Source organism: Paenibacillus sp. FSL H3-0333 (assembly GCF_038002805.1).
Classification (GTDB): domain Bacteria; phylum Bacillota; class Bacilli; order Paenibacillales; family Paenibacillaceae; genus Paenibacillus_AQ; species Paenibacillus_AQ silagei.
In genome coordinates this window covers 3,914,752-3,932,307 of record NZ_JBBODG010000001.1, presented here as the reverse complement: position 1 = coordinate 3,932,307, position 17,556 = coordinate 3,914,752, and the positions used below count along the sequence as shown (strand labels likewise).

Here is a 17,556-nt window from a genome sequence, read left to right as displayed (position 1 = left end):
TTTAAAAGAACTCGTTTTTAAGTTCCTTTTTAAGATAATCAATAATCAATTTGCAAAAGAATTTTATATGTCCTTCGGAGCCGTAATTAGATATAAAGTATATACTGATTTTATTAAGAATATCTTGCTGCTCCTCATGGTCATAAACCCATACGCTCATATCTCCAAGTCTTTCGTGCACCTCATCAAGTACTGTGCTTTTTTCCTGGTCGGATGCGTCTTCAAAATACTCTAGCCAAGTGTCTAAGTCGTTGTATATCTCTTTGTTTAATAGTGCGTCTCTGCCTTCAATATAGCTATCTAAATCCTTCATGATTAGTCCAACCGTAAATGTTATTGACTCTTCAGATAAACTCATAGCACTCTCCCTCTTTAAACTGTATCGATTTCAAAAGTTCCTTATTAAATCGGATGCCCTTTTTCTAATGGACTTATCTACTCGCTTTGCATTTTCGATAATTTTCAATGCTTCTCTAATTTGATTAGCTTTTGAAATTTGATTGTAAAACGATACCCGCATAGCAGCACCATCATAATCATACTGCTTCATTAGTACATTAATTTTTTGTTGATCAGTTATTTTATTGTCGCTAAGTACATGGAAATAATTAATAAATGCTGCTTTTCCAATCGAGTTTAAACGAGCTGCAGTTTTTTTATCATTCACTCCACACACCTCCATATTTTAACTGTTAGTGTAATGGTAGCACATATACTTGTAGCCATCACTTGATAAATTTTATGATCATTCGCTGGCTGCATGTCACATTATGTATTTCGCCATTCTGATAAAATAAACCTTTTACAGCCATAGCGTTAATTTATTCGCTATGGCTTAGGAATCCTGAATACAATCACATTATATCACATTCATTATTATATTATTATGTTTAGTTTATTTTCTTCTTTCTTTTGACTGATATGTATAAGCGGCATCAAGCAGCGTTATCTCAATTCCATCTCTGCCCCTTACAACGCATTTTCCGTCCTTTACTCTTCCCCCCTTAAACATAACTGTATTCTTTCCCAAAAAGGTCACACACGGCCACAGAAGCTCTGTATTGCTGTGTTAATGAATATACTTTATCTAACACAGTCCAATAAAAAGATTCCTTGCTTTGGATCTGATCAATGGTTTCGACTACAATATTGTTAACAATAAAGTTCCATGTTTTAATTTTCATTCACCCTTTACAAATATTTTCATTTTTAAAATCTTGATCAAATTTCTCGTTCATGGAATCTTATTACTGTGTCATATCGGTTTATCATTTAAGTCAAATTGCTTGTTACATATAATGCAATACTTGAACTCGACTCCAGAAAACAATCCAGTGTGATTTTTCTTTTCTGAGTGTGGGCATCCGTTGGCAATAATTCCTTGCCGTTTTCTTTCAAATTCTTCTTCTTCGGCTATTAACTCATACAGAATTTCATCAGTCCATTTATCCATATCAATAGCAAACATCCCCTTTCGGTATTGCAATAATGCGACTACCGTATTTTAGTTTCTCAGTTCTCTACCAGCGTACGTCAGTTCTAGATCCACACTCTTCAAATACTCAATTTCAGCTAGTCTTTTTCTTACTTCACTCATAACTTGCTCTTGCAACTCATTTAAAGCCTCAAGAGTAGATAGATAAACTACATCATCAAAATATCTCACCTTTACGAAGTTAATATTCTTGGCGAATAAGAAGTTTTCAAATTCTCTGTTCTCGTCCTCAAGTTTTACAATACCCACATCTAATAATTCATTTACATAGTTTCTAACTGTTGAGTTTTGTTCTGGTTCCAGGTGATAGTATTTATATGTTTCAGGAGTGATGCTGTTTGGCCTGTACACTGCGTTAGCAGCTAAAGTGCTACTCTCATGCTTTGCAATCTGTTCGTAGATTTTCTCTTTTAAATCTCCTTCTAGTGGTAGCTCTTTGTTCTTCTCTGTAGAACCCTCATAGCACCTTAGAATCAGAGTATGTCCATCAGTATCTATGGTTACAAGGAATTGCTTCCCGATAAAAGTAAATTTACGTTTGAATAGCCTCTTCAATAGTAATCATCCCTTCCCGCTAAAAGGCTTATTTTACTGCAAATTAAGAATTTCTTTCGCTTTGTCAAATTCGATCACACTTGAAAATTCAATATCTATAATGTCATCATCTTTACCTTTAGTAAACGTCTGCCAGAATGATATAAGGTCAACAGGATAATAATTAATTTTTTCCTTAGCCAAAGAACTAATATTTTTCACCTTAACTTTTAAGGTTCTTGTCATTGTAACTTTCATCTCCTTATAAAATACTCTTTTATCTTGTTCTAAAAGTCCGCTCATAATCTTCAAATCTAATTTTACGGATCATCTGTCTATCATGTGTACGAACAATAATACCCTCCGACTTCCCTTCAGTGTTAATGCCCACTTTTGTCTTTTCAAAGTTTTTCAGGTATTCATAGGTATTATCCAAACTTAATGGGAATGAGCTGCCTTTCATTTCATCAACCAGAGGTGCAGCTTCGAGCGACCATTTATTAATAAATTCATGTTTCTCTTTTTCAGAGTAAAAAGGCTGTCCTCCACGATCACGCCATTCTGCAATCTTTTCAATCGGTAGATTCAATAGACTTGTCAACTCAGAATAAGTTAAAGAGAACACATCGAAAACTCTATAGCCTTGAGTTTTATTATCTGTATAGTTCTTTGCAGCCTTAGTTTTGCCACCATACGACTCCTGATATATTACTGTTAAAGCTTTATCTCTGTCATTTCTAAAAATCCAATCCATTTGTTCTGCCAATGGATTTAAAAAGTCAGCAATATTACCGTAAGGATTCCCAATTCGATCTCCTTTAGCATAAAGTAATTCTTCTCTGGAACCAATAAAGTAATCTGCTGAATAATCACTGTTGAGTAAAATAATACGTGAGTTCTCTCCATCGACTTTCTCATAAGCATAAATCTTCTGATCAATAGGAAATGTCTTCTCTTCTGAATGAACACTGTCAAGTTTACCTCGTTCACCAATTGTATGGTATGTAAGAATGCTTGGGTATTTAGTAATTGAGTTTAGTTTCTTCAATTCCATTTTTTATAACCCTCCAATTTTTTATTGTTGAAATCTTGTAAAAGAATCCTTTGATTAGGTTTGAATATTATTTAAAATCCTAATGCGTTAACGAGTTCTTGCCTTTTACTTAGGCTCTCGATTCTCTCATCAATTAAATTAACATCTTCACCAATAAAGATTTTCATCTCCCACTCAACCCCATCAATCAAATACATTCTTGTCTCAATAGGTTTTGTTCCGTTATGTAAGTATGATACAAGAGCGTTAATCATAAAACTCATCTCCTCTTAAAATAATCTTTTTATAAGCTCAGGTTGCTCACAAATTCATCTCGTCTTTCTTTAATAACTTTGATTTGATTCTCAAGATCTTGAATTTCTTGGTCATATTCATCAATCATTAAACCATTAGTATAAGTCCAATATTCCTCTCCAGAAATAATCTCAACTTTGTTTGTCGCGTCTCCTTTAATTTCGCTGTAGTCTTCATTTAACCACTCACATGGCTGTAGTTCATATTTCCTGCTATTTGGAGTACACACTAACATAACACCATCCGAACAGTATCTACTCTCATCCTGTAGGAACCTGCCTCGCCAAACCTCGCCATCGTCATAAATCAGCTTTATATATTCTGGATTCATTTTTCGCTCCCCATTTCTACATGAAATATTCAATTCATCATCACTTACAGTTTAGTATTCGTCAGGTTCAGGCGGTTCCACTTCATAGTCTGCATTAAATGGAAGAAAGTTGCTATAGTTCAATTTGACTTTATTGCCTACATAAATCCCTCTAAATGTGCCTCCGTTATATGGTGGAGCAATAAGCACCGCCTCAAATTCATTTCTTTCTCTTCTTGATGGATCTATATTTAATGCCTTATAAGCGTCTTCTTCGGTAAGTAGTGCAAGATATCCACCAATAATGTCATGACCTACAACCTCAACAATGTAATCTACATGAACACTAATATTGTTTTCGATACAATAATTTGCAGCCATCAGCAATTGAGTAATAGCGGGCAACGTTTCTTTTCTTATGCGCACTTGGTTAATTTTTTTATTCTCATCATCTTTTCCCAGTAAGACAAGAGATTCACCATCTTTGTATTCGATTGTGATTCCATAATCATTTTTATCAAGGATGTCTGCTACAAAAAACATTTTAAATTCCTCCAAGTTTGTTATTTATACATTATATTGAACAAACAAATAATTTTGATATTCCTGATTAAACTTTTCAATATATTCAATCAGTTTTACCCGTAGCCTTCCTAACAAATATAATATACTCTCCTAATTTACTTTGAGACATATCCGTTCTCCATCCTGCCTTTAACCAGGATCTACTTTGAGTATGGGACTTTTGATCATTGGCCCACCAAGTGGTGCTTTCGTATGAATGATCAGGTAATTGCTTTTGTGGATATAATTGTTTTATTAAAAGGTTAATTTCAGAATAGGACAATTTCAACTTATCTCCATCAACTCGGCTTAACTTATCTGTAATAGCATCATACATAGAAGCCACATAACATCCCTCCAACGATTGATTTAATCATCTTATCATATGGGGATTCATTCCATCTAGTAATTGAGGTGTAGGTGTGTATATTATGATTGCAGTGAAAAACTAATCAAGCCATGACTTGCGAGTGACAAAATGCTCGACACTGATCACACGATCAAGAGGAATTCTTCCCGTCACCCCCTGAAGCCATTCGCCAGAGCCTGTCCACTCTTTATCTACTTTTCTATTCAGCTCAAATATTCGCTGCCAACTCTCTTCTTTTGTGATGCTAAGTTTTCCGTTGTCAAATTGCTCATCTTCCACCTCATTGTCAGAGCAAAAGGAATCGTTGAGAACAGTATGCCATCTTTCAAAATCCGATACCAGGACATCTTTTTCATCTAATTCAATTTTCAATCTGACACATTTGGTTCCGCCTCTAAAATGGCCTGTTGATCGCATATCGGGCTTCTTGATCCAAACCCATATTGGATATTCACCTTTATAGTTGCCCAACTTAGCGGACATTTGACACATCATCCACTTGTACTCTTCAGGATACATAGCAAACTGCTCTTTGCCCTCAAGATAACCTAATTGCTTTGCTTCTTCCCAAACCTCTGACTTTTGCATTGACCAAAAAATCATACGCTCTCCTGAGAACTGTTTCGACTTATTTTGCTTCTGATTTCGCGGCCATCTTCTGTTACATTGACACCTACTTTTAAGTATCCTGCTCTTATGTATCCCTGGATGTCTCTCGGTACTTTAAAATCTTCACGACTGAATATAGGTGTAATCTCTCCAAAGTCGCTTGATATAGAACCACCGCTAATATGAAAAGCTTCGCCATCCCAATCGCGGATAAAACCCCAATGGCCTTTGTATCCCGATTCTTCATGTATGATTTCAGCCAGTCTACCGATTAAGTTTTCAGGTTTCATTCATCCACCTCCAGTTATTCTAATTCAGGTTCAAGTTGGTGAATTTCACAAACGCCTCTAAAATGTCCTCCCTTTGAGGTCTTGCCTGAATCATAAGTCCTTTTTAAACCTGCTGCCTGCTTTTCACCTGAACGATATTCAATGTTTTCATACTTGCTCCAATTACTATCATCAAATAAATGATAATTACGCGAAAGATACTCGCCTTTGGTTACTATGACATGTGTATAATTTCGATATGTATCAATTTCAATTTCACCAAGAATTGTATTGAGCTTCATTCGTATTGCCATTTTAAGTCTCCTTATAAAAGGATCATTTCACTTACATTCAAGCACTTCAAAGGTTAGTTTATCATCGGCTAACATGTTCCATGTGTCCACTATTTCTTGCTCAGTGACAAATCCAGGCTCACAATTTTGAATAATCTCTTCGACCATTTTATCGAGAACAACTTTGCCTTGTTCGTCATAAATTGAATCCTCTTCTATCTCGAAAGAACCAAAATGATAAACCCCTGCACCTTGACGCTCAAATTTACTGTCTTCGTATTTCCAGTCACCTTTTAAGTAATCCTCAATCGCCATAGATTCAGGATCGTTAGCAGACAACCATACGGAGTGAATGCCTTTATTATAGGCTTTGCTCTTGATCATTTTCACAGCATAATTGCCGCCGTATTTCCCTTTCACCACAAACCATTTACCCACACCGATTGATTCCAAAAATTGAGTTGGGTCTTTAGTCATTTCAATTACTCCTTATGAAAATATAGTTTTATTAGTTCCACAAAAATCTCAGCGAACCAAACAGCTTTTCTTCGGTGTCATCAATTCTCTTTTTAAGATCTCTTCTTTCAGACCAACTTAATTTATCGTTGTTCTTATAACTTCTTTTCATTCTAAGTAACAAATCAAATTCGTTCATAATCTTTTCCCTCCTTTTTGATGAAAACATAATTTCGTCAGTTTATGCAGCCCTTGTATGAATCAATATCGTTCCCTTCTCATTTTTACATTTTTCAATGAAGATAGCCATATCTCCTTCTTTTTCAAACTCATACTTATTCACAGCTAACTTCCCGCAGACCTTTTCAATAATTGAAACTTGATACATTTATTTCACCTCATATGTATTAACTTTATCTATAATCATTATATCACTTAATTCCTTGTTTGTATAGTTATTTTTAGTTTATTAATTGTTCATTTCCTCCTCTACATATAAAAAGAGCACACTTTTCAGTGTACTCATTGGTAGGTCATATCTTCTTCAGTACTGCCATTTTTGCTTCTCCTTCTCCAATTATTGAAATGTTAAAGTTTTCTTTAAACGTCTTATTTCTGTGAAGATTCTTTTTTATCTTTGTGTATGTTGAATCTTCGATATAGCTATCCCATTCCGATACATTTCTTCTTTTATTAATCTTAATTTTGTCTTTTTCGATCTCATCATAAGCATCGAACACAATGAATCCATTATCTTCTAGTATGGATAGATATGATTTTAATAATTTGTTAAGTTTCCAACTTCTATGATTATGCCAGAATGCCCCTTTGATATCCCAAATAAGTTCTACTTTTGATATCCCTATGTTAGTTAAATACGTTTTAACATGCATTGCATTATTAATTGCTGAAAGATACTCGTAATTCTCACTGCTGGGAATATGGTCTGGTTGGATTGAAATGTCAGTAACAATAAATCTGGTCTTAGAAAATTCACGAGCAATATTATATTCATATTTACCTTGGTTTCCGCTGGGACTCAAAGCCACCTTTATATTGGCAAGTTGTATAACATCTTTTAAATTATGTATTACATTATTCAACCAAAGTTTTCTTTGGTTGTATGCAAATGTTTTATCATACCAGTTTTCTAAATTTCCATATTTGCTATATGAAAATTTTGGAACATAATCGTTTAAGTAATTGCCACTCGTCCGTAATATCACATACAAGGCAAGAAGCCCACAATCAATATATGCCGCAATAGAAACTAAATTGAAGAAATTTCGATGAGAATCAGAAATGTTATAATTGAATCTTGTAACTAAAACAAAAATCACCAAATTGTATATAAATGAAAAAAGCAAAAGTGTCCCCAGGATAGACAGTACTAACCTCTGTCTTTTTTTTAGGACTTGTCCCCATTCTGACAGTTTGTACAGCATAAGTTCCTCCAAATGCAATTTTTTCAATTTAAACTCATTAATGCTAAAGACCCAAAATTTTTAAGCCATCCCATAAAAAACGTGAGATATGTTTCTTTCCAGTAATTTGAAAAACCATTTCATCTTTATCTTGCTGTCTTGCTCTATCATATAATGATCTTAATGCAGATTCTGGCTCTTCCTCGACTGATGAATCATACTTTGATTCTCTTCCTATGTACATTACAGACTGAATCAATGCTACTTCTTCTGTAGTCAACCCGATAAGATATTCTTTTAAATTTTGACCCGTCGTTGTAAAGTTTGTATCTTCTTGTTTTTTCTTAACTCTATCAAGCCAGTGCTGACCTTCTGCTTCTGAGTCTAGCTGATTGCGTATATTGTCATGAATATTTGATAGCTTTATGGCTTCCTGAATTTTAGGCAGAATAGCCTTAACTTTGACTATTATCACTTTTTAATCACCTCAATTAAATTATATCTCTATAATACCATCAGAAATGTAATATTGTAATATTATGAAATCAGACTTTTGTCATCTCTCAGCCTTATCTATTAAACCTGATAGCAAATTTCCCATTTGACCAATACTGTTCTTATACAAACCATCTATGTAATTATCTCGTTCATCAAGTTTCTTAGTCAATCCAGAATTTTCAGCCCTTAAACTCATTAGCTCTTCCATCATTTCTACTGTAGTTCTTGCCTGTTCATATACTGCTCTTTCCTGAAGTGTAAGATAGTCTAGATAATACATAATAAATCTCTCCTTGATTTTGAATTTTATCATTCAATGACTCTTACAGTGTGTATGTACGTTGTTCTTCAACTTCAAGCAAATTATATCCTTTCGCCTCTTCTGCTTCATAAGCCAATTCACAATAAGCCACAACGCCCCAAAAGCGTTCTGGATATTCTGGCTCAATATCCCCAGAATAAACTTCATAATGTTTCGTTTCTGTTGAGTGTCCTCCGCAATTGCAGAAATGCCCTGCCTCACAATTTTTCATATTAATACTCCTTAAATTTTTGATAAATTAACTGTTTTATTTAAACTCAATACCCAGCTTTCCTTCAAGTTCCTCGACGCTTTTACGATGAACATTCTTTAAACTAGTGAAATCTTTGTAGCTCATTGTCTTAATTTGCTCCACAAAGTTAATTCCATTTCTTTTAAGTACTGCATATGTTCGAACTGTTAAATCTTCAATTTCTTCAATCGTTTCCATCTCATCTCTTTCCTTTCACTATGAAATACTGTTTTTATCGTCTAACATACTTGCTCCCAAATGGAGTCATTTTCCAAGTCTGTTTGAATAAATATTTGTTCACGATCCAATTCTCCATTTTCGTCAAAAACATCTATGGCGTATTCTTTTTTGATATCATCAACCTTCGACACTTTGAACGTTTCCATGGTTAAATAGATGAACGTATCACCAACTCCATATTTCATATGACTCTCCTTACATAATTAAATTAAAAACTTCAGTATGTTGGTTAACTATTAAGAACCTCGTTTGCCAATCCTCTGGATCTGTTGCATTAAACATATAAACAAGCAGTCTCTTTTCCCTGGCATTAAGACCTCTACTATTAAAAACTACATCAGCCATACTGTAGGCTGCCAGAATATGATCTTTATCCATTATTTTGACCTCCGATCTTCTTGAAAATTATCGTCATTATTTATTTTTAGTTTCATTATGTACTGAATACACGCTTGTTCCATTTTTATATTGGCACTTATAGCAAGTAACAGGAAGCCCCAGACGTTCGCAATATCGAGCTGCAGCTTTCGTGGTGGGACTTCCACAGTAATAACATTTCATTAATTTTGATTGACTAAATACAATTCGTACAAACTCTGTAAGCCTGCTATTCTTCCCTGAACGCTATCCTTTTTAGTTGTCCCGCCTCTAGACCATCTGCGATACAAATCATCTTTTTTATTGTTCTTAACATAATCCTTGAGGAATTCTCCCGCTTTCTCGTCAAAGTTGTTATTAACAAGGAAAGTTGCTGCTACTGGAATGAACGTTTTTGTAATGAACTTTGTATACTCAGGGAAATAATTTATCATATAATCAAATGCTTTAGAGGTGAGCTCAAATATATCTTCGTTCACCGATTCGTTTACAAACAGATCTGTAATATTCGCTGTGCCATAGTCTTTTACAGAGTAACCTCCAATCAAAGCCAAAGCTTGAAATACTGCCATTTGAGGTTCAGATTTCTTAACACTTCCATCAGCAAAGTGTGCTGTCTTCATGAACAAGCTGTGCTCATTTATATTGCGCTGCACATATTCACTAGTTTCTGGCAATGCTCTTACAATGGCTAGATGTGAGTTGCTCATCTTTGCCCCTTTATTAAGTCGGTCAACCAATTTTCTTGAAACTGCCGCTTTATCATCACCATCTTCAAGTTCAACAGGGCGAATGGAGATTGTAAATGAATCAAATTCTTCTTTTAATATATCTGGAAAATCCGAGTATTTCATCCCTGAAATATCATACTCCTCACCGTCCGCTTCTAAAATAAACGGGTCATTTTTCCCTATGGTAATTTCATTGTTTTTAAAGGCGTGTAAAATTGTCCCTCTTTGTTTCCCATCAACAGAGTCATAGACATTAAGTTCTTTATCCCCTACTATTCTTTTTTCTTTAATTGCCGTAAACTCTGGAATAAAGAAAGTAAAAACAGAATCAATAAGAGTTGTTTCATCTCCACTAGTCCATTGCCCCGAAGGGCGTTGATAGGGATTATCGAATACAATAGTGCCTTTATCAATCATGGTACACATCTGTTTAATGCTAGTATTTAGTGGATTCAGACGTTTCATAAATCAAGCCTCCATTATATATGTATTGAATTCTGATAAACGTAACATTTCATTTAAACTTTACTAACAACTTGATATATTTTATATAGCTCATCTCTAGTTCTGAGTTTTCTTGATAATTCTTCTGCTTCTGTCATATAGTCAGCATCGTCTTCCCCAAGAAGCTTTACAACATAACCGTTTCGTTTCAATCCTAAAATAACAGTCAATGCTTGTTCTCTGGAAATACTCTCTTGGCTATAAAGCTGCCAATGATCGTCTTGCGGTTTTTTGCATAGAATAAAGTGCATTACCATTCCCCCCAATTAATGATTTGTTAAAATTAAAAGTTTATCATCTCTATTTCATCACCGAACAATTAATAACCTTCTTTTTATAACCAACAAATTGTCTTAATTAACTAAGATCATTATAGCATAATTATAATAATATGTATATAGTTATTTTTAGTTTAAAACCACCCATCGCGTTAACTCTTAATCACCACCAATTCTCCATTCTGATTCTTGATAATTGCTTTATGGACTTCCGCTTCTTTCTTAATTCCCACAAGTTCAGATCCCCTATCCCAGAACAAATGATACTCTACGGCCTCTGAAAACGACACTGGAGCGCCTACAGCGCGGTACACGCACTTGTAGGGAACATTTAACTCTTTCTCATAATTACAGTTAAAGAAGGCCTGCCAAACAAATTTACCTTGTGGTGTTACAATTATTCTATCAGCATACACTTCCCCTCTGCCCACAGCTTCATTAAGCTGCTCCCAGGTGGCAACTGTATAATAAAGACCCGAATCTATAGCCCGATCAATCGACTCATATATGTATTCGCCCCAAATAATCCCTCTAGCGATTTCAGCGGCATAGTATAATGTTACTTCTGGTAATTGATTCATGACAATTCCCCTTTTATGTTTGTTTTTGTGTATAGCCATAATAACACAAACATTTGTTCTCATAAAGTAGAACATTGGGATGATTTAGGGCGTTTTTAAGACTACACACAACGGATAATAAATATTCATCAAAGTGTATTAAACTCATAAAAAATACGACCCTTATACTTCAAGAGCCGTATTAATATGCGATTCCTATGTGATTATAGATGATGAAAGACGGGTTTTATCAAATTAATAACATCTTACTATGCGTATGTTTTTAATACTTACTCCTTCTATCTCGGCAACCTTTTGTTGCAAATAATCAAAAAACTCTTTTTCGGTGGTAAATTCAGGTACACCTCTCAATTGAACTTTCTTTTCAACTGATTGGCCTGGTGTATTAAGCATATAGATAACATGATGTAACATTGAAAGTCCTCCTGTCACTTGTAATATATTCCCTTTTTAGTATAACACACAGAAACGGCTAAACAACTTATCTTATAATAAATAGCCCTTATTATGTCTTATCAAATAAGCATTTCATCAAAACTTACCCTACATTATGATCGCCCCACAATTTGAAAAAGATAATTATTTCGTTTTTCATATTATACCCTTATAATTAATAATTGTTTGATAAACCATTCTAAGGAGAATGAATATATGTATGCCGATAATCAACCTGCATTTCGTCAGTATGTAATTGATAACATCGCAAAAAATTTTCATTCAGAAACATTAAAATATCAACAAAATATTGTTGAAATATCAATAAGAAACAAAGAATTAAATAATTTATTGGGTATTTTCAATGAGTTTCATATACCATATAAAATTAATAAATTTGATAGTCGCACCAACATAAGATATCTTGAACAATTTGAAGCATCAGACATTTACGAAAAACAAAGAAATACTATTTTTAATAATAAAATGTTCAATATCGAGTATGAATTTCTCAAATCTGAAAGCATCTCAAATTTAAATAAAAATGAATTTGAAGAATTATTGATTAGTAAACAAAGAACAATTTTCTTTATAGATCAATCAAATGAACAAGATGTAAAAAACATAGTCAAATATGTTTTTGGGATAGATGTGTTATTTGAAAGAATGGTTATTTCTAATGAGAAATATGAAATAGACGGTCTGTCTTATTTTGTTATTCCCGATGAACATCATAATGAGATAAGAAATAGTGAACGAATACACAGATACGGGTTTGTTGGGATCATGCATGATAGTGGTGTAGAGTTTTTCAGGCTATATGATAAAAACGGAAGTATCTCTGTAATGGTACAGTTTAAGCCTCGTAACAACAACCGAAAATCCGTTATTAAATTTAGAGACGATGTGAAAAGTCCCTTTCGATCTTCATGGGAGGCAAATATTGCTAGGGTCTTCAATCACCTTGATATAAAATGGAACTACGAAAAAGAATTTATTCAGACAGAACATGGAGCCTATTTACCAGATTTCTGGCTCAGTGATAATAAAATAATCGAAGTTAAGGGTTTCTGGGACTATGAAAGCAGACTAAAAGTATCTTGGTTTGTAAATAATATTAATACATACTCTCTTCTACTGATAGATAGAGACCTTTATTATGATATATATAATTCATTTAAAGATGTTATACCAAACTTCGAAGACGATACTTCTCATAATCCCACAAAGGAAACCGTACCTGTAGTAGGTATCACTATCGCGGAGAGAAAAAAATTCGTAGTTAATATTAGCGAAGGCGATGATTTGTTCTTGGTTCGTGATCCATTAAATGAATATGATAAAAATGCTATTAAAGTTGTCGATTTAGACAAAAACCACATAGGATTTATTTCTAAAGAATGGGCAGTAATTTACTCCTATAAAATGGATCTCGGAATTAAATACAAAGTAACAGTAAAAGAAAAACAACCAAAAGTTATTAATGTTTCAGTTGTTCGTTCTAACTTAGAAGAAACAATATTAGATCCTATATTCATCTAGTACAGTTCATTATATCTATCACCTCGTGTACAGAAATCGCATGAGGTGATTGTACTCGGAAGCTATGAAAGATAGAAAACCTTCTATATTACGATAAATCTAGAATTTCATAAGGTCTTGATATGAGCATTGATAAGTGCCTTTACATCATTTACAACATAGTTGGGAAGCTCTGCTTCCTTTTCAAGTATGATACCTTCTTCTTCTGCAAAACTTCCATCAGAAAGTTTATCGTTTACTTTTATAATTTCAAAGTTCAGTTTATCAATTCGCATCAACTTATCATTAGTGAGCATAAGTGAGCCTCCGAATTGATCAATTTCAGTTATGTAAAAGCTCCAAGCTTTATTTTTTGTTGTATGAATCATTTTGTATCCCCCTCTATTGACCTTTTGCCATATACAGTATTATAGGCATTTGTCTTTCTAAAATCATTCATTGATCAAGAAATTACGAACTATTTTATCTAGGAAGTACTTTTTATTTGGTCGAACTTCCTGGCTTAATGTTATTGGTACTTCAATTGATTTCCCTTTGAGTCCCATCTTTACTATGCCGCAATTAGTCTTTTCTATAAAACACAACCCCACTTCTTTTGTAGGATTATTAGTCATGAGATGAACAACCGCACCTTCTGTACCTCTAAATGGAGACTTGAACCAAAGCCAATAAATGCGACCATCAGAGAGTTTGTAAAAATCATAGTCTCCACCATTTGCCGCTCTATATTCCTTGATCGTGATTCTGCTCATAATGACACCAGCTTTCCTCATGAAATGAGTAATTCATCAGATATCTTGTACTTCTTCAATATCAACATGTCTATTTGCGATAAACTCATCACTTACACCGAATTCACCGTTGATATCGAAGAAAATATTGACTCCATCACTTGAACAGAGGTACGTTCCAACCTTTGATTTTTTCAAGTTTTTGTATCTAATTTCATATGGTAAGCCTCTTTGAAATTCCATTATTGTTACCTCCCGTTAATCAACCTTTGAGATAATTATACATCATTATTAATTATATGTATATTGTTATTTTTAGTTTATTTAACTATTTCTTGTTTTCCCCATGACAATTTAACAGTTCCATCTTCATCATAACTCTTTGTTATAATACTGCTGAATATATCCAAACTGATTCCGAATTCATTAAATATTTCTGCATCCTCTTTATATTCACACTGTTTTACAAACTCGTTAATACGCTGTTTTGACATTAAAAGCGCAAGAATGTTTTGTTCTAGCGTATTCAGATAAGTAATAAAGTATATGACTGTTTTATTCTTGCTGTTAAGCCTCGTAAAACGCCCTATATACTGCATCATATTAGCAATGTTGTATTGTAGCCCTTCACATATTACAACATCACAAGATGGGATATTGACGCTCTCAGACAGACTCATTTGGGTTGAAATAAGCAGACCATTTTCTGTTGCCTCAAATTCTTTTATAAGCTCTTGACGTTTCTTGAAAGGTGTTTCACCCAGTATCAAAAATATTGAACGGTCATTAAATTCAGTCTTGAGTTTGTTGTAATAATACACTGCCGAATCAATAAAGGTTGTTCCTAGCGCAACCTTATCATTGGGCACATTCTTAATTATTTGTGCAATCTCCTTATACTTGTTTGGCTCTATCCTCCCCTTGTATTCCTTTAGTTTATGGGGAATAGAAACAGCCTTTTGCAATAATTGTATTTGTTGAATGATTCTCAACATTGCGTCTCTTCTGTAGTTACCAGACGTTCCATAGTAAGCCCTAACGATGGAATGAAATTCTTCCATGATCAGCTTATAGACTTCCTTCTCGTTCTCATTCTGGGCTATTCTATGCGTCTTAAACTCAACTACATCTTTGCTCATTACCTCAAACATACTTCTAACAATAATAGTTTTTTCAATTAACTTTATAAGCTTGCTCGAATTAAGAATATCTTGATTGCCTTTTTCAATTCCGAAAACCGAAGTCTTTTTAGGCGAAAAACAGGAAGAAAACACACTTTGTTTGTATGATGGGAATGGTTTCAGATAATATTTATTTGGTTCCTCTTTCCATTCTCCCGTTTTTTTGTCTTCAGATAAGACCTTTTCACACTCACACATGAAATTTACGCTACTGCCGTACAGTATCATAAATTGTGAATACAATTCATTAGCTGTGTTCTTGGTTGGAGTACCAGACATTAAGAGTTTATACCTTGCTTTCTGGAATGCACTATTAACTGCTTTTGTCGTCTTTGTATTCGGGTATATACAGCGGTGACTTTCATCGAGAATAAAGGCTATCTTTCTGCCCTGCAACTTAATGTACTTTTTGATATGTTTTTGATATTTGACCAACATGTTAAAAGAAACCAGAACAATTTCGTTTGGCTGAATACTGTAAACGTCCGATAATGACTCTATTTTTTTGTACGAAATGCCATACGATCCCAATCTGTCCGTCCAGGTCATTTTAATTGAAATACTGGAAGACACAATAAATGTATTTCTAGTACTATTATGCTCATTGACATATTTCATCCACGTTATTCCTGCTTCGCTTTTTCCTAAACCGACATTCCATGCAATTATAGAGCGATCTTTTTGCAATACTTTTTGCATGTCTTCTTTCTGAAAGTCTTTTAATTTTATGATTTGTTCAGTATTTTTATTATATAGACTGAAACCATTCAACCACTCAGAGATATAACCATCTTGCATCATACTTTTAAACGGTTCTGATTGCCGTTTATATGCCTTGATTTTTCTACTCAAAACCTTTTTATATTTTGTGTCATCAAACGGGTAAACATCATTGATAATCATATCTGTAAAACTCATATCTTTTATTCCGGTGAATTTAGATAAGTATAATTTATTCTTATGTGAATACCCTTTTAACCTTAAGCCATAGGCATTCTTTACTAATCGGATATCATCACACTCAATAACATGTTGATTCTTCAGAATCTTCTTCAATTTTGCTAAAAGTATATTTGGCGTTAATCTAACTTTCATCCATTCATCTACAGATATTCCTTCAGGTTTTACTTGATTTTTAAGCCTGTGTATTAACTCATTGCACTTTGCATAGTATATGGATGTTTTAGAATTTCTTTTAATATCAAATAGTAATTTATTAACCTTAAACTGAAAGTCTTTTTCTTCCTTTGAGTGATCATTAGACGACACATCCTCATAATACAGTTTTGCTTGTAATGCTTCTCTTTGCTTCATAATTGGGGCTATGTATTGTGTATGAATTTCTTCGCTCTCGGTATCAGATATACTTTGTATCATTTTCATAGATGTATTGTAAGGTTTATTATCTGTGACATGTTCACTCTTTTTAGAGAAAAACATAATTTTTGTTCGAAACGAATCAACCCCGGCAGATTTAAATGAGTCAGAAGGCAATTCAACTTGATATAGAAAATTGTACATTGTATCAATTTTTTTAATCATTCCGCCATCAGTAAAATCGTCAGCAAGGAAAGACACTGGAACAATTAAAGCGAGTATGCCCAAAGGTTTCAAAAGTTCATATGCCTTTAGACAGTAATAGAATTGACTTAAATATTCTTCTCTTCCTACTCTTAATTTAAGATTGAAGGGTGGATTACCTACTACTGTATCAAATGTAACACCTGGATTATATTCTCGTATATCTCCACATGTTGCGTTAACAGTAGAGTAAAGGTGTTTCATAACCTTATAATTTTTTATATTTAGTTCATTTGCGTACACGTTGTAATGATTAGGAATCCAGTTAACAAAGTTTCCACTACCTGCGGTTAAATCTGCCACCAATTGAAATTGATCAATCTTTAAACAGTCTACCAGGAATTTAGAAATTTTATGAGGAGTAAAGAATTCGCCACATTCTTCGAGCTTTTTAGCCTCTGTGTATGAATAAAATGAGTCAAAATCTTTGAAGTTTAGACCATGCAAACCGCCTGAACCGCTGTACATATCATATATATTTTGCTTACTGATGCCCTGTCTTTCTGCTGAGTCAGTCTCAATGAGATGTAGTATTTTTTCATTGATGTTTTGTCTTTTGTCTTGAGGAATTGCTATATCTGAAATTTTATACACTTGTGTATCATCCTTTTCAGTTAAGGAAAATAGTCCTTTGTATGAACCATTCTCCT

Annotated in this window: 32 protein-coding genes; 1 reads left to right on the top strand and 31 read right to left on the bottom strand. The window is 33.8% G+C overall.

What is annotated here, in order from left to right; genetic code table 11:
- Nucleotide 1: 1 nt before the first annotated feature.
- From MHH78_RS17400 to MHH78_RS17270, 27 genes are all read right to left on the bottom strand, one after another.
- Nucleotides 2–358: a hypothetical protein gene (locus MHH78_RS17400; RefSeq protein ID WP_341168173.1), complete on the bottom strand. Its 357-nt coding sequence runs from the start codon at nucleotides 356–358 to the stop codon at nucleotides 2–4.
- A gap of 30 nt (nucleotides 359–388) precedes the next feature.
- Nucleotides 389–667 (bottom strand): hypothetical protein, encoded by a 279-nt coding sequence (locus tag MHH78_RS17395; protein WP_341168172.1) that lies wholly within the window; start codon nucleotides 665–667, stop codon nucleotides 389–391.
- Nucleotides 668–1,255: 588 nt separating this feature from the next.
- Nucleotides 1,256–1,453: a hypothetical protein gene (locus tag MHH78_RS17390; RefSeq protein ID WP_341168171.1), complete on the bottom strand. Its 198-nt coding sequence runs from the start codon at nucleotides 1,451–1,453 to the stop codon at nucleotides 1,256–1,258.
- 51 nt (nucleotides 1,454–1,504) lie between these two features.
- On the bottom strand, nucleotides 1,505–2,050 hold the full coding sequence (locus tag MHH78_RS17385; RefSeq protein ID WP_341168170.1) for a hypothetical protein: 546 nt from the start codon (nucleotides 2,048–2,050) through the stop codon (nucleotides 1,505–1,507).
- A 33-nt stretch (nucleotides 2,051–2,083) separates the two neighbouring features.
- Nucleotides 2,084–2,275, bottom strand: a complete 192-nt coding sequence (locus tag MHH78_RS17380; protein WP_341168169.1) for a hypothetical protein — start codon at nucleotides 2,273–2,275, stop codon at nucleotides 2,084–2,086.
- Between the two features lie 31 nt (nucleotides 2,276–2,306).
- Nucleotides 2,307–3,083: an RNA ligase family protein gene (locus MHH78_RS17375; protein WP_341168168.1), complete on the bottom strand. Its 777-nt coding sequence runs from the start codon at nucleotides 3,081–3,083 to the stop codon at nucleotides 2,307–2,309.
- A gap of 71 nt (nucleotides 3,084–3,154) precedes the next feature.
- Nucleotides 3,155–3,337, bottom strand: coding sequence for a hypothetical protein (locus MHH78_RS17370; protein ID WP_341168167.1), 183 nt, complete (start codon nucleotides 3,335–3,337; stop codon nucleotides 3,155–3,157).
- Nucleotides 3,338–3,366: 29 nt separating this feature from the next.
- The gene (locus tag MHH78_RS17365) at nucleotides 3,367–3,708 is read right to left on the bottom strand and encodes a hypothetical protein (protein WP_341168166.1); all 342 of its coding nucleotides are present in this window, start codon (nucleotides 3,706–3,708) and stop codon (nucleotides 3,367–3,369) included.
- 51 nt (nucleotides 3,709–3,759) lie between these two features.
- A complete protein-coding gene (locus MHH78_RS17360; RefSeq protein ID WP_341168165.1) occupies nucleotides 3,760–4,230 on the bottom strand; it encodes a hypothetical protein in 471 nt (156 codons plus the stop codon).
- A gap of 85 nt (nucleotides 4,231–4,315) precedes the next feature.
- Nucleotides 4,316–4,588, bottom strand: coding sequence for a DUF7662 domain-containing protein (locus MHH78_RS17355; RefSeq protein WP_445668098.1), 273 nt, complete (start codon nucleotides 4,586–4,588; stop codon nucleotides 4,316–4,318).
- A 111-nt stretch (nucleotides 4,589–4,699) separates the two neighbouring features.
- A complete protein-coding gene (locus MHH78_RS17350; protein WP_341168163.1) occupies nucleotides 4,700–5,224 on the bottom strand; it encodes a DUF3841 domain-containing protein in 525 nt (174 codons plus the stop codon).
- Nucleotides 5,221–5,520, bottom strand: a complete 300-nt coding sequence (locus MHH78_RS17345; RefSeq protein WP_341168162.1) for a hypothetical protein — start codon at nucleotides 5,518–5,520, stop codon at nucleotides 5,221–5,223. Before MHH78_RS17345 ends, MHH78_RS17350 begins: the two co-directional genes overlap by 4 nt.
- A gap of 14 nt (nucleotides 5,521–5,534) precedes the next feature.
- Nucleotides 5,535–5,813: a hypothetical protein gene (locus MHH78_RS17340; RefSeq protein ID WP_341168161.1), complete on the bottom strand. Its 279-nt coding sequence runs from the start codon at nucleotides 5,811–5,813 to the stop codon at nucleotides 5,535–5,537.
- A gap of 27 nt (nucleotides 5,814–5,840) precedes the next feature.
- Nucleotides 5,841–6,269, bottom strand: a complete 429-nt coding sequence (locus tag MHH78_RS17335) for a hypothetical protein (protein WP_341168160.1) — start codon at nucleotides 6,267–6,269, stop codon at nucleotides 5,841–5,843.
- A 31-nt stretch (nucleotides 6,270–6,300) separates the two neighbouring features.
- Nucleotides 6,301–6,447, bottom strand: a complete 147-nt coding sequence (locus MHH78_RS17330) for a hypothetical protein (protein WP_341168159.1) — start codon at nucleotides 6,445–6,447, stop codon at nucleotides 6,301–6,303.
- A 42-nt stretch (nucleotides 6,448–6,489) separates the two neighbouring features.
- Nucleotides 6,490–6,636 (bottom strand): hypothetical protein, encoded by a 147-nt coding sequence (locus tag MHH78_RS17325; protein WP_341168158.1) that lies wholly within the window; start codon nucleotides 6,634–6,636, stop codon nucleotides 6,490–6,492.
- 145 nt (nucleotides 6,637–6,781) lie between these two features.
- Nucleotides 6,782–7,693, bottom strand: coding sequence for a hypothetical protein (locus MHH78_RS17320; RefSeq protein ID WP_341168157.1), 912 nt, complete (start codon nucleotides 7,691–7,693; stop codon nucleotides 6,782–6,784).
- A gap of 43 nt (nucleotides 7,694–7,736) precedes the next feature.
- On the bottom strand, nucleotides 7,737–8,147 hold the full coding sequence (locus MHH78_RS17315) for a DUF3775 domain-containing protein (protein WP_341168156.1): 411 nt from the start codon (nucleotides 8,145–8,147) through the stop codon (nucleotides 7,737–7,739).
- Nucleotides 8,148–8,228: 81 nt separating this feature from the next.
- Nucleotides 8,229–8,450: a hypothetical protein gene (locus tag MHH78_RS17310; protein WP_341168155.1), complete on the bottom strand. Its 222-nt coding sequence runs from the start codon at nucleotides 8,448–8,450 to the stop codon at nucleotides 8,229–8,231.
- Nucleotides 8,451–8,493: 43 nt separating this feature from the next.
- Nucleotides 8,494–8,703: a hypothetical protein gene (locus MHH78_RS17305; RefSeq protein ID WP_341168154.1), complete on the bottom strand. Its 210-nt coding sequence runs from the start codon at nucleotides 8,701–8,703 to the stop codon at nucleotides 8,494–8,496.
- 36 nt (nucleotides 8,704–8,739) lie between these two features.
- The gene (locus tag MHH78_RS17300; protein WP_341168153.1) at nucleotides 8,740–8,922 is read right to left on the bottom strand and encodes a DNA-directed RNA polymerase subunit alpha C-terminal domain-containing protein; all 183 of its coding nucleotides are present in this window, start codon (nucleotides 8,920–8,922) and stop codon (nucleotides 8,740–8,742) included.
- Nucleotides 8,923–8,963: 41 nt separating this feature from the next.
- A complete protein-coding gene (locus tag MHH78_RS17295) occupies nucleotides 8,964–9,149 on the bottom strand; it encodes a hypothetical protein (protein ID WP_341168152.1) in 186 nt (61 codons plus the stop codon).
- A gap of 10 nt (nucleotides 9,150–9,159) precedes the next feature.
- Entirely contained in the window at nucleotides 9,160–9,342 is a 183-nt protein-coding gene (locus MHH78_RS17290) for a hypothetical protein (protein ID WP_341168151.1), read from the bottom strand.
- A gap of 182 nt (nucleotides 9,343–9,524) precedes the next feature.
- Entirely contained in the window at nucleotides 9,525–10,538 is a 1,014-nt protein-coding gene (locus MHH78_RS17285) for a hypothetical protein (RefSeq protein WP_341168150.1), read from the bottom strand.
- A gap of 53 nt (nucleotides 10,539–10,591) precedes the next feature.
- Entirely contained in the window at nucleotides 10,592–10,828 is a 237-nt protein-coding gene (locus tag MHH78_RS17280) for a hypothetical protein (RefSeq protein ID WP_341168149.1), read from the bottom strand.
- Nucleotides 10,829–11,007: 179 nt separating this feature from the next.
- Nucleotides 11,008–11,436, bottom strand: a complete 429-nt coding sequence (locus MHH78_RS17275; RefSeq protein WP_341168148.1) for a hypothetical protein — start codon at nucleotides 11,434–11,436, stop codon at nucleotides 11,008–11,010.
- Nucleotides 11,437–11,670: 234 nt separating this feature from the next.
- The gene (locus tag MHH78_RS17270) at nucleotides 11,671–11,850 is read right to left on the bottom strand and encodes a hypothetical protein (protein WP_341168147.1); all 180 of its coding nucleotides are present in this window, start codon (nucleotides 11,848–11,850) and stop codon (nucleotides 11,671–11,673) included.
- A 237-nt stretch (nucleotides 11,851–12,087) separates the two neighbouring features.
- Between MHH78_RS17270 and MHH78_RS17265 the strand changes: the two genes are divergently transcribed.
- Nucleotides 12,088–13,413 (top strand): HIRAN domain-containing protein, encoded by a 1,326-nt coding sequence (locus MHH78_RS17265; protein ID WP_341168146.1) that lies wholly within the window; start codon nucleotides 12,088–12,090, stop codon nucleotides 13,411–13,413.
- A 107-nt stretch (nucleotides 13,414–13,520) separates the two neighbouring features.
- Here the strand turns inward: MHH78_RS17265 and MHH78_RS17260 are convergent, their stop codons facing one another.
- From MHH78_RS17260 to MHH78_RS17245, 4 genes are all read right to left on the bottom strand, one after another.
- Complete coding sequence (locus tag MHH78_RS17260; RefSeq protein ID WP_341168145.1) at nucleotides 13,521–13,781, bottom strand: hypothetical protein; 261 nt, start codon at nucleotides 13,779–13,781, stop codon at nucleotides 13,521–13,523.
- A gap of 63 nt (nucleotides 13,782–13,844) precedes the next feature.
- On the bottom strand, nucleotides 13,845–14,165 hold the full coding sequence (locus tag MHH78_RS17255; RefSeq protein ID WP_341168144.1) for a hypothetical protein: 321 nt from the start codon (nucleotides 14,163–14,165) through the stop codon (nucleotides 13,845–13,847).
- A gap of 36 nt (nucleotides 14,166–14,201) precedes the next feature.
- Nucleotides 14,202–14,387, bottom strand: coding sequence for a hypothetical protein (locus tag MHH78_RS17250; protein WP_341168143.1), 186 nt, complete (start codon nucleotides 14,385–14,387; stop codon nucleotides 14,202–14,204).
- A 77-nt stretch (nucleotides 14,388–14,464) separates the two neighbouring features.
- Nucleotides 14,465–17,500: a helicase-related protein gene (locus MHH78_RS17245; RefSeq protein WP_341168142.1), complete on the bottom strand. Its 3,036-nt coding sequence runs from the start codon at nucleotides 17,498–17,500 to the stop codon at nucleotides 14,465–14,467.
- Between the last annotated feature and the right edge of the window lie 56 nt (nucleotides 17,501–17,556).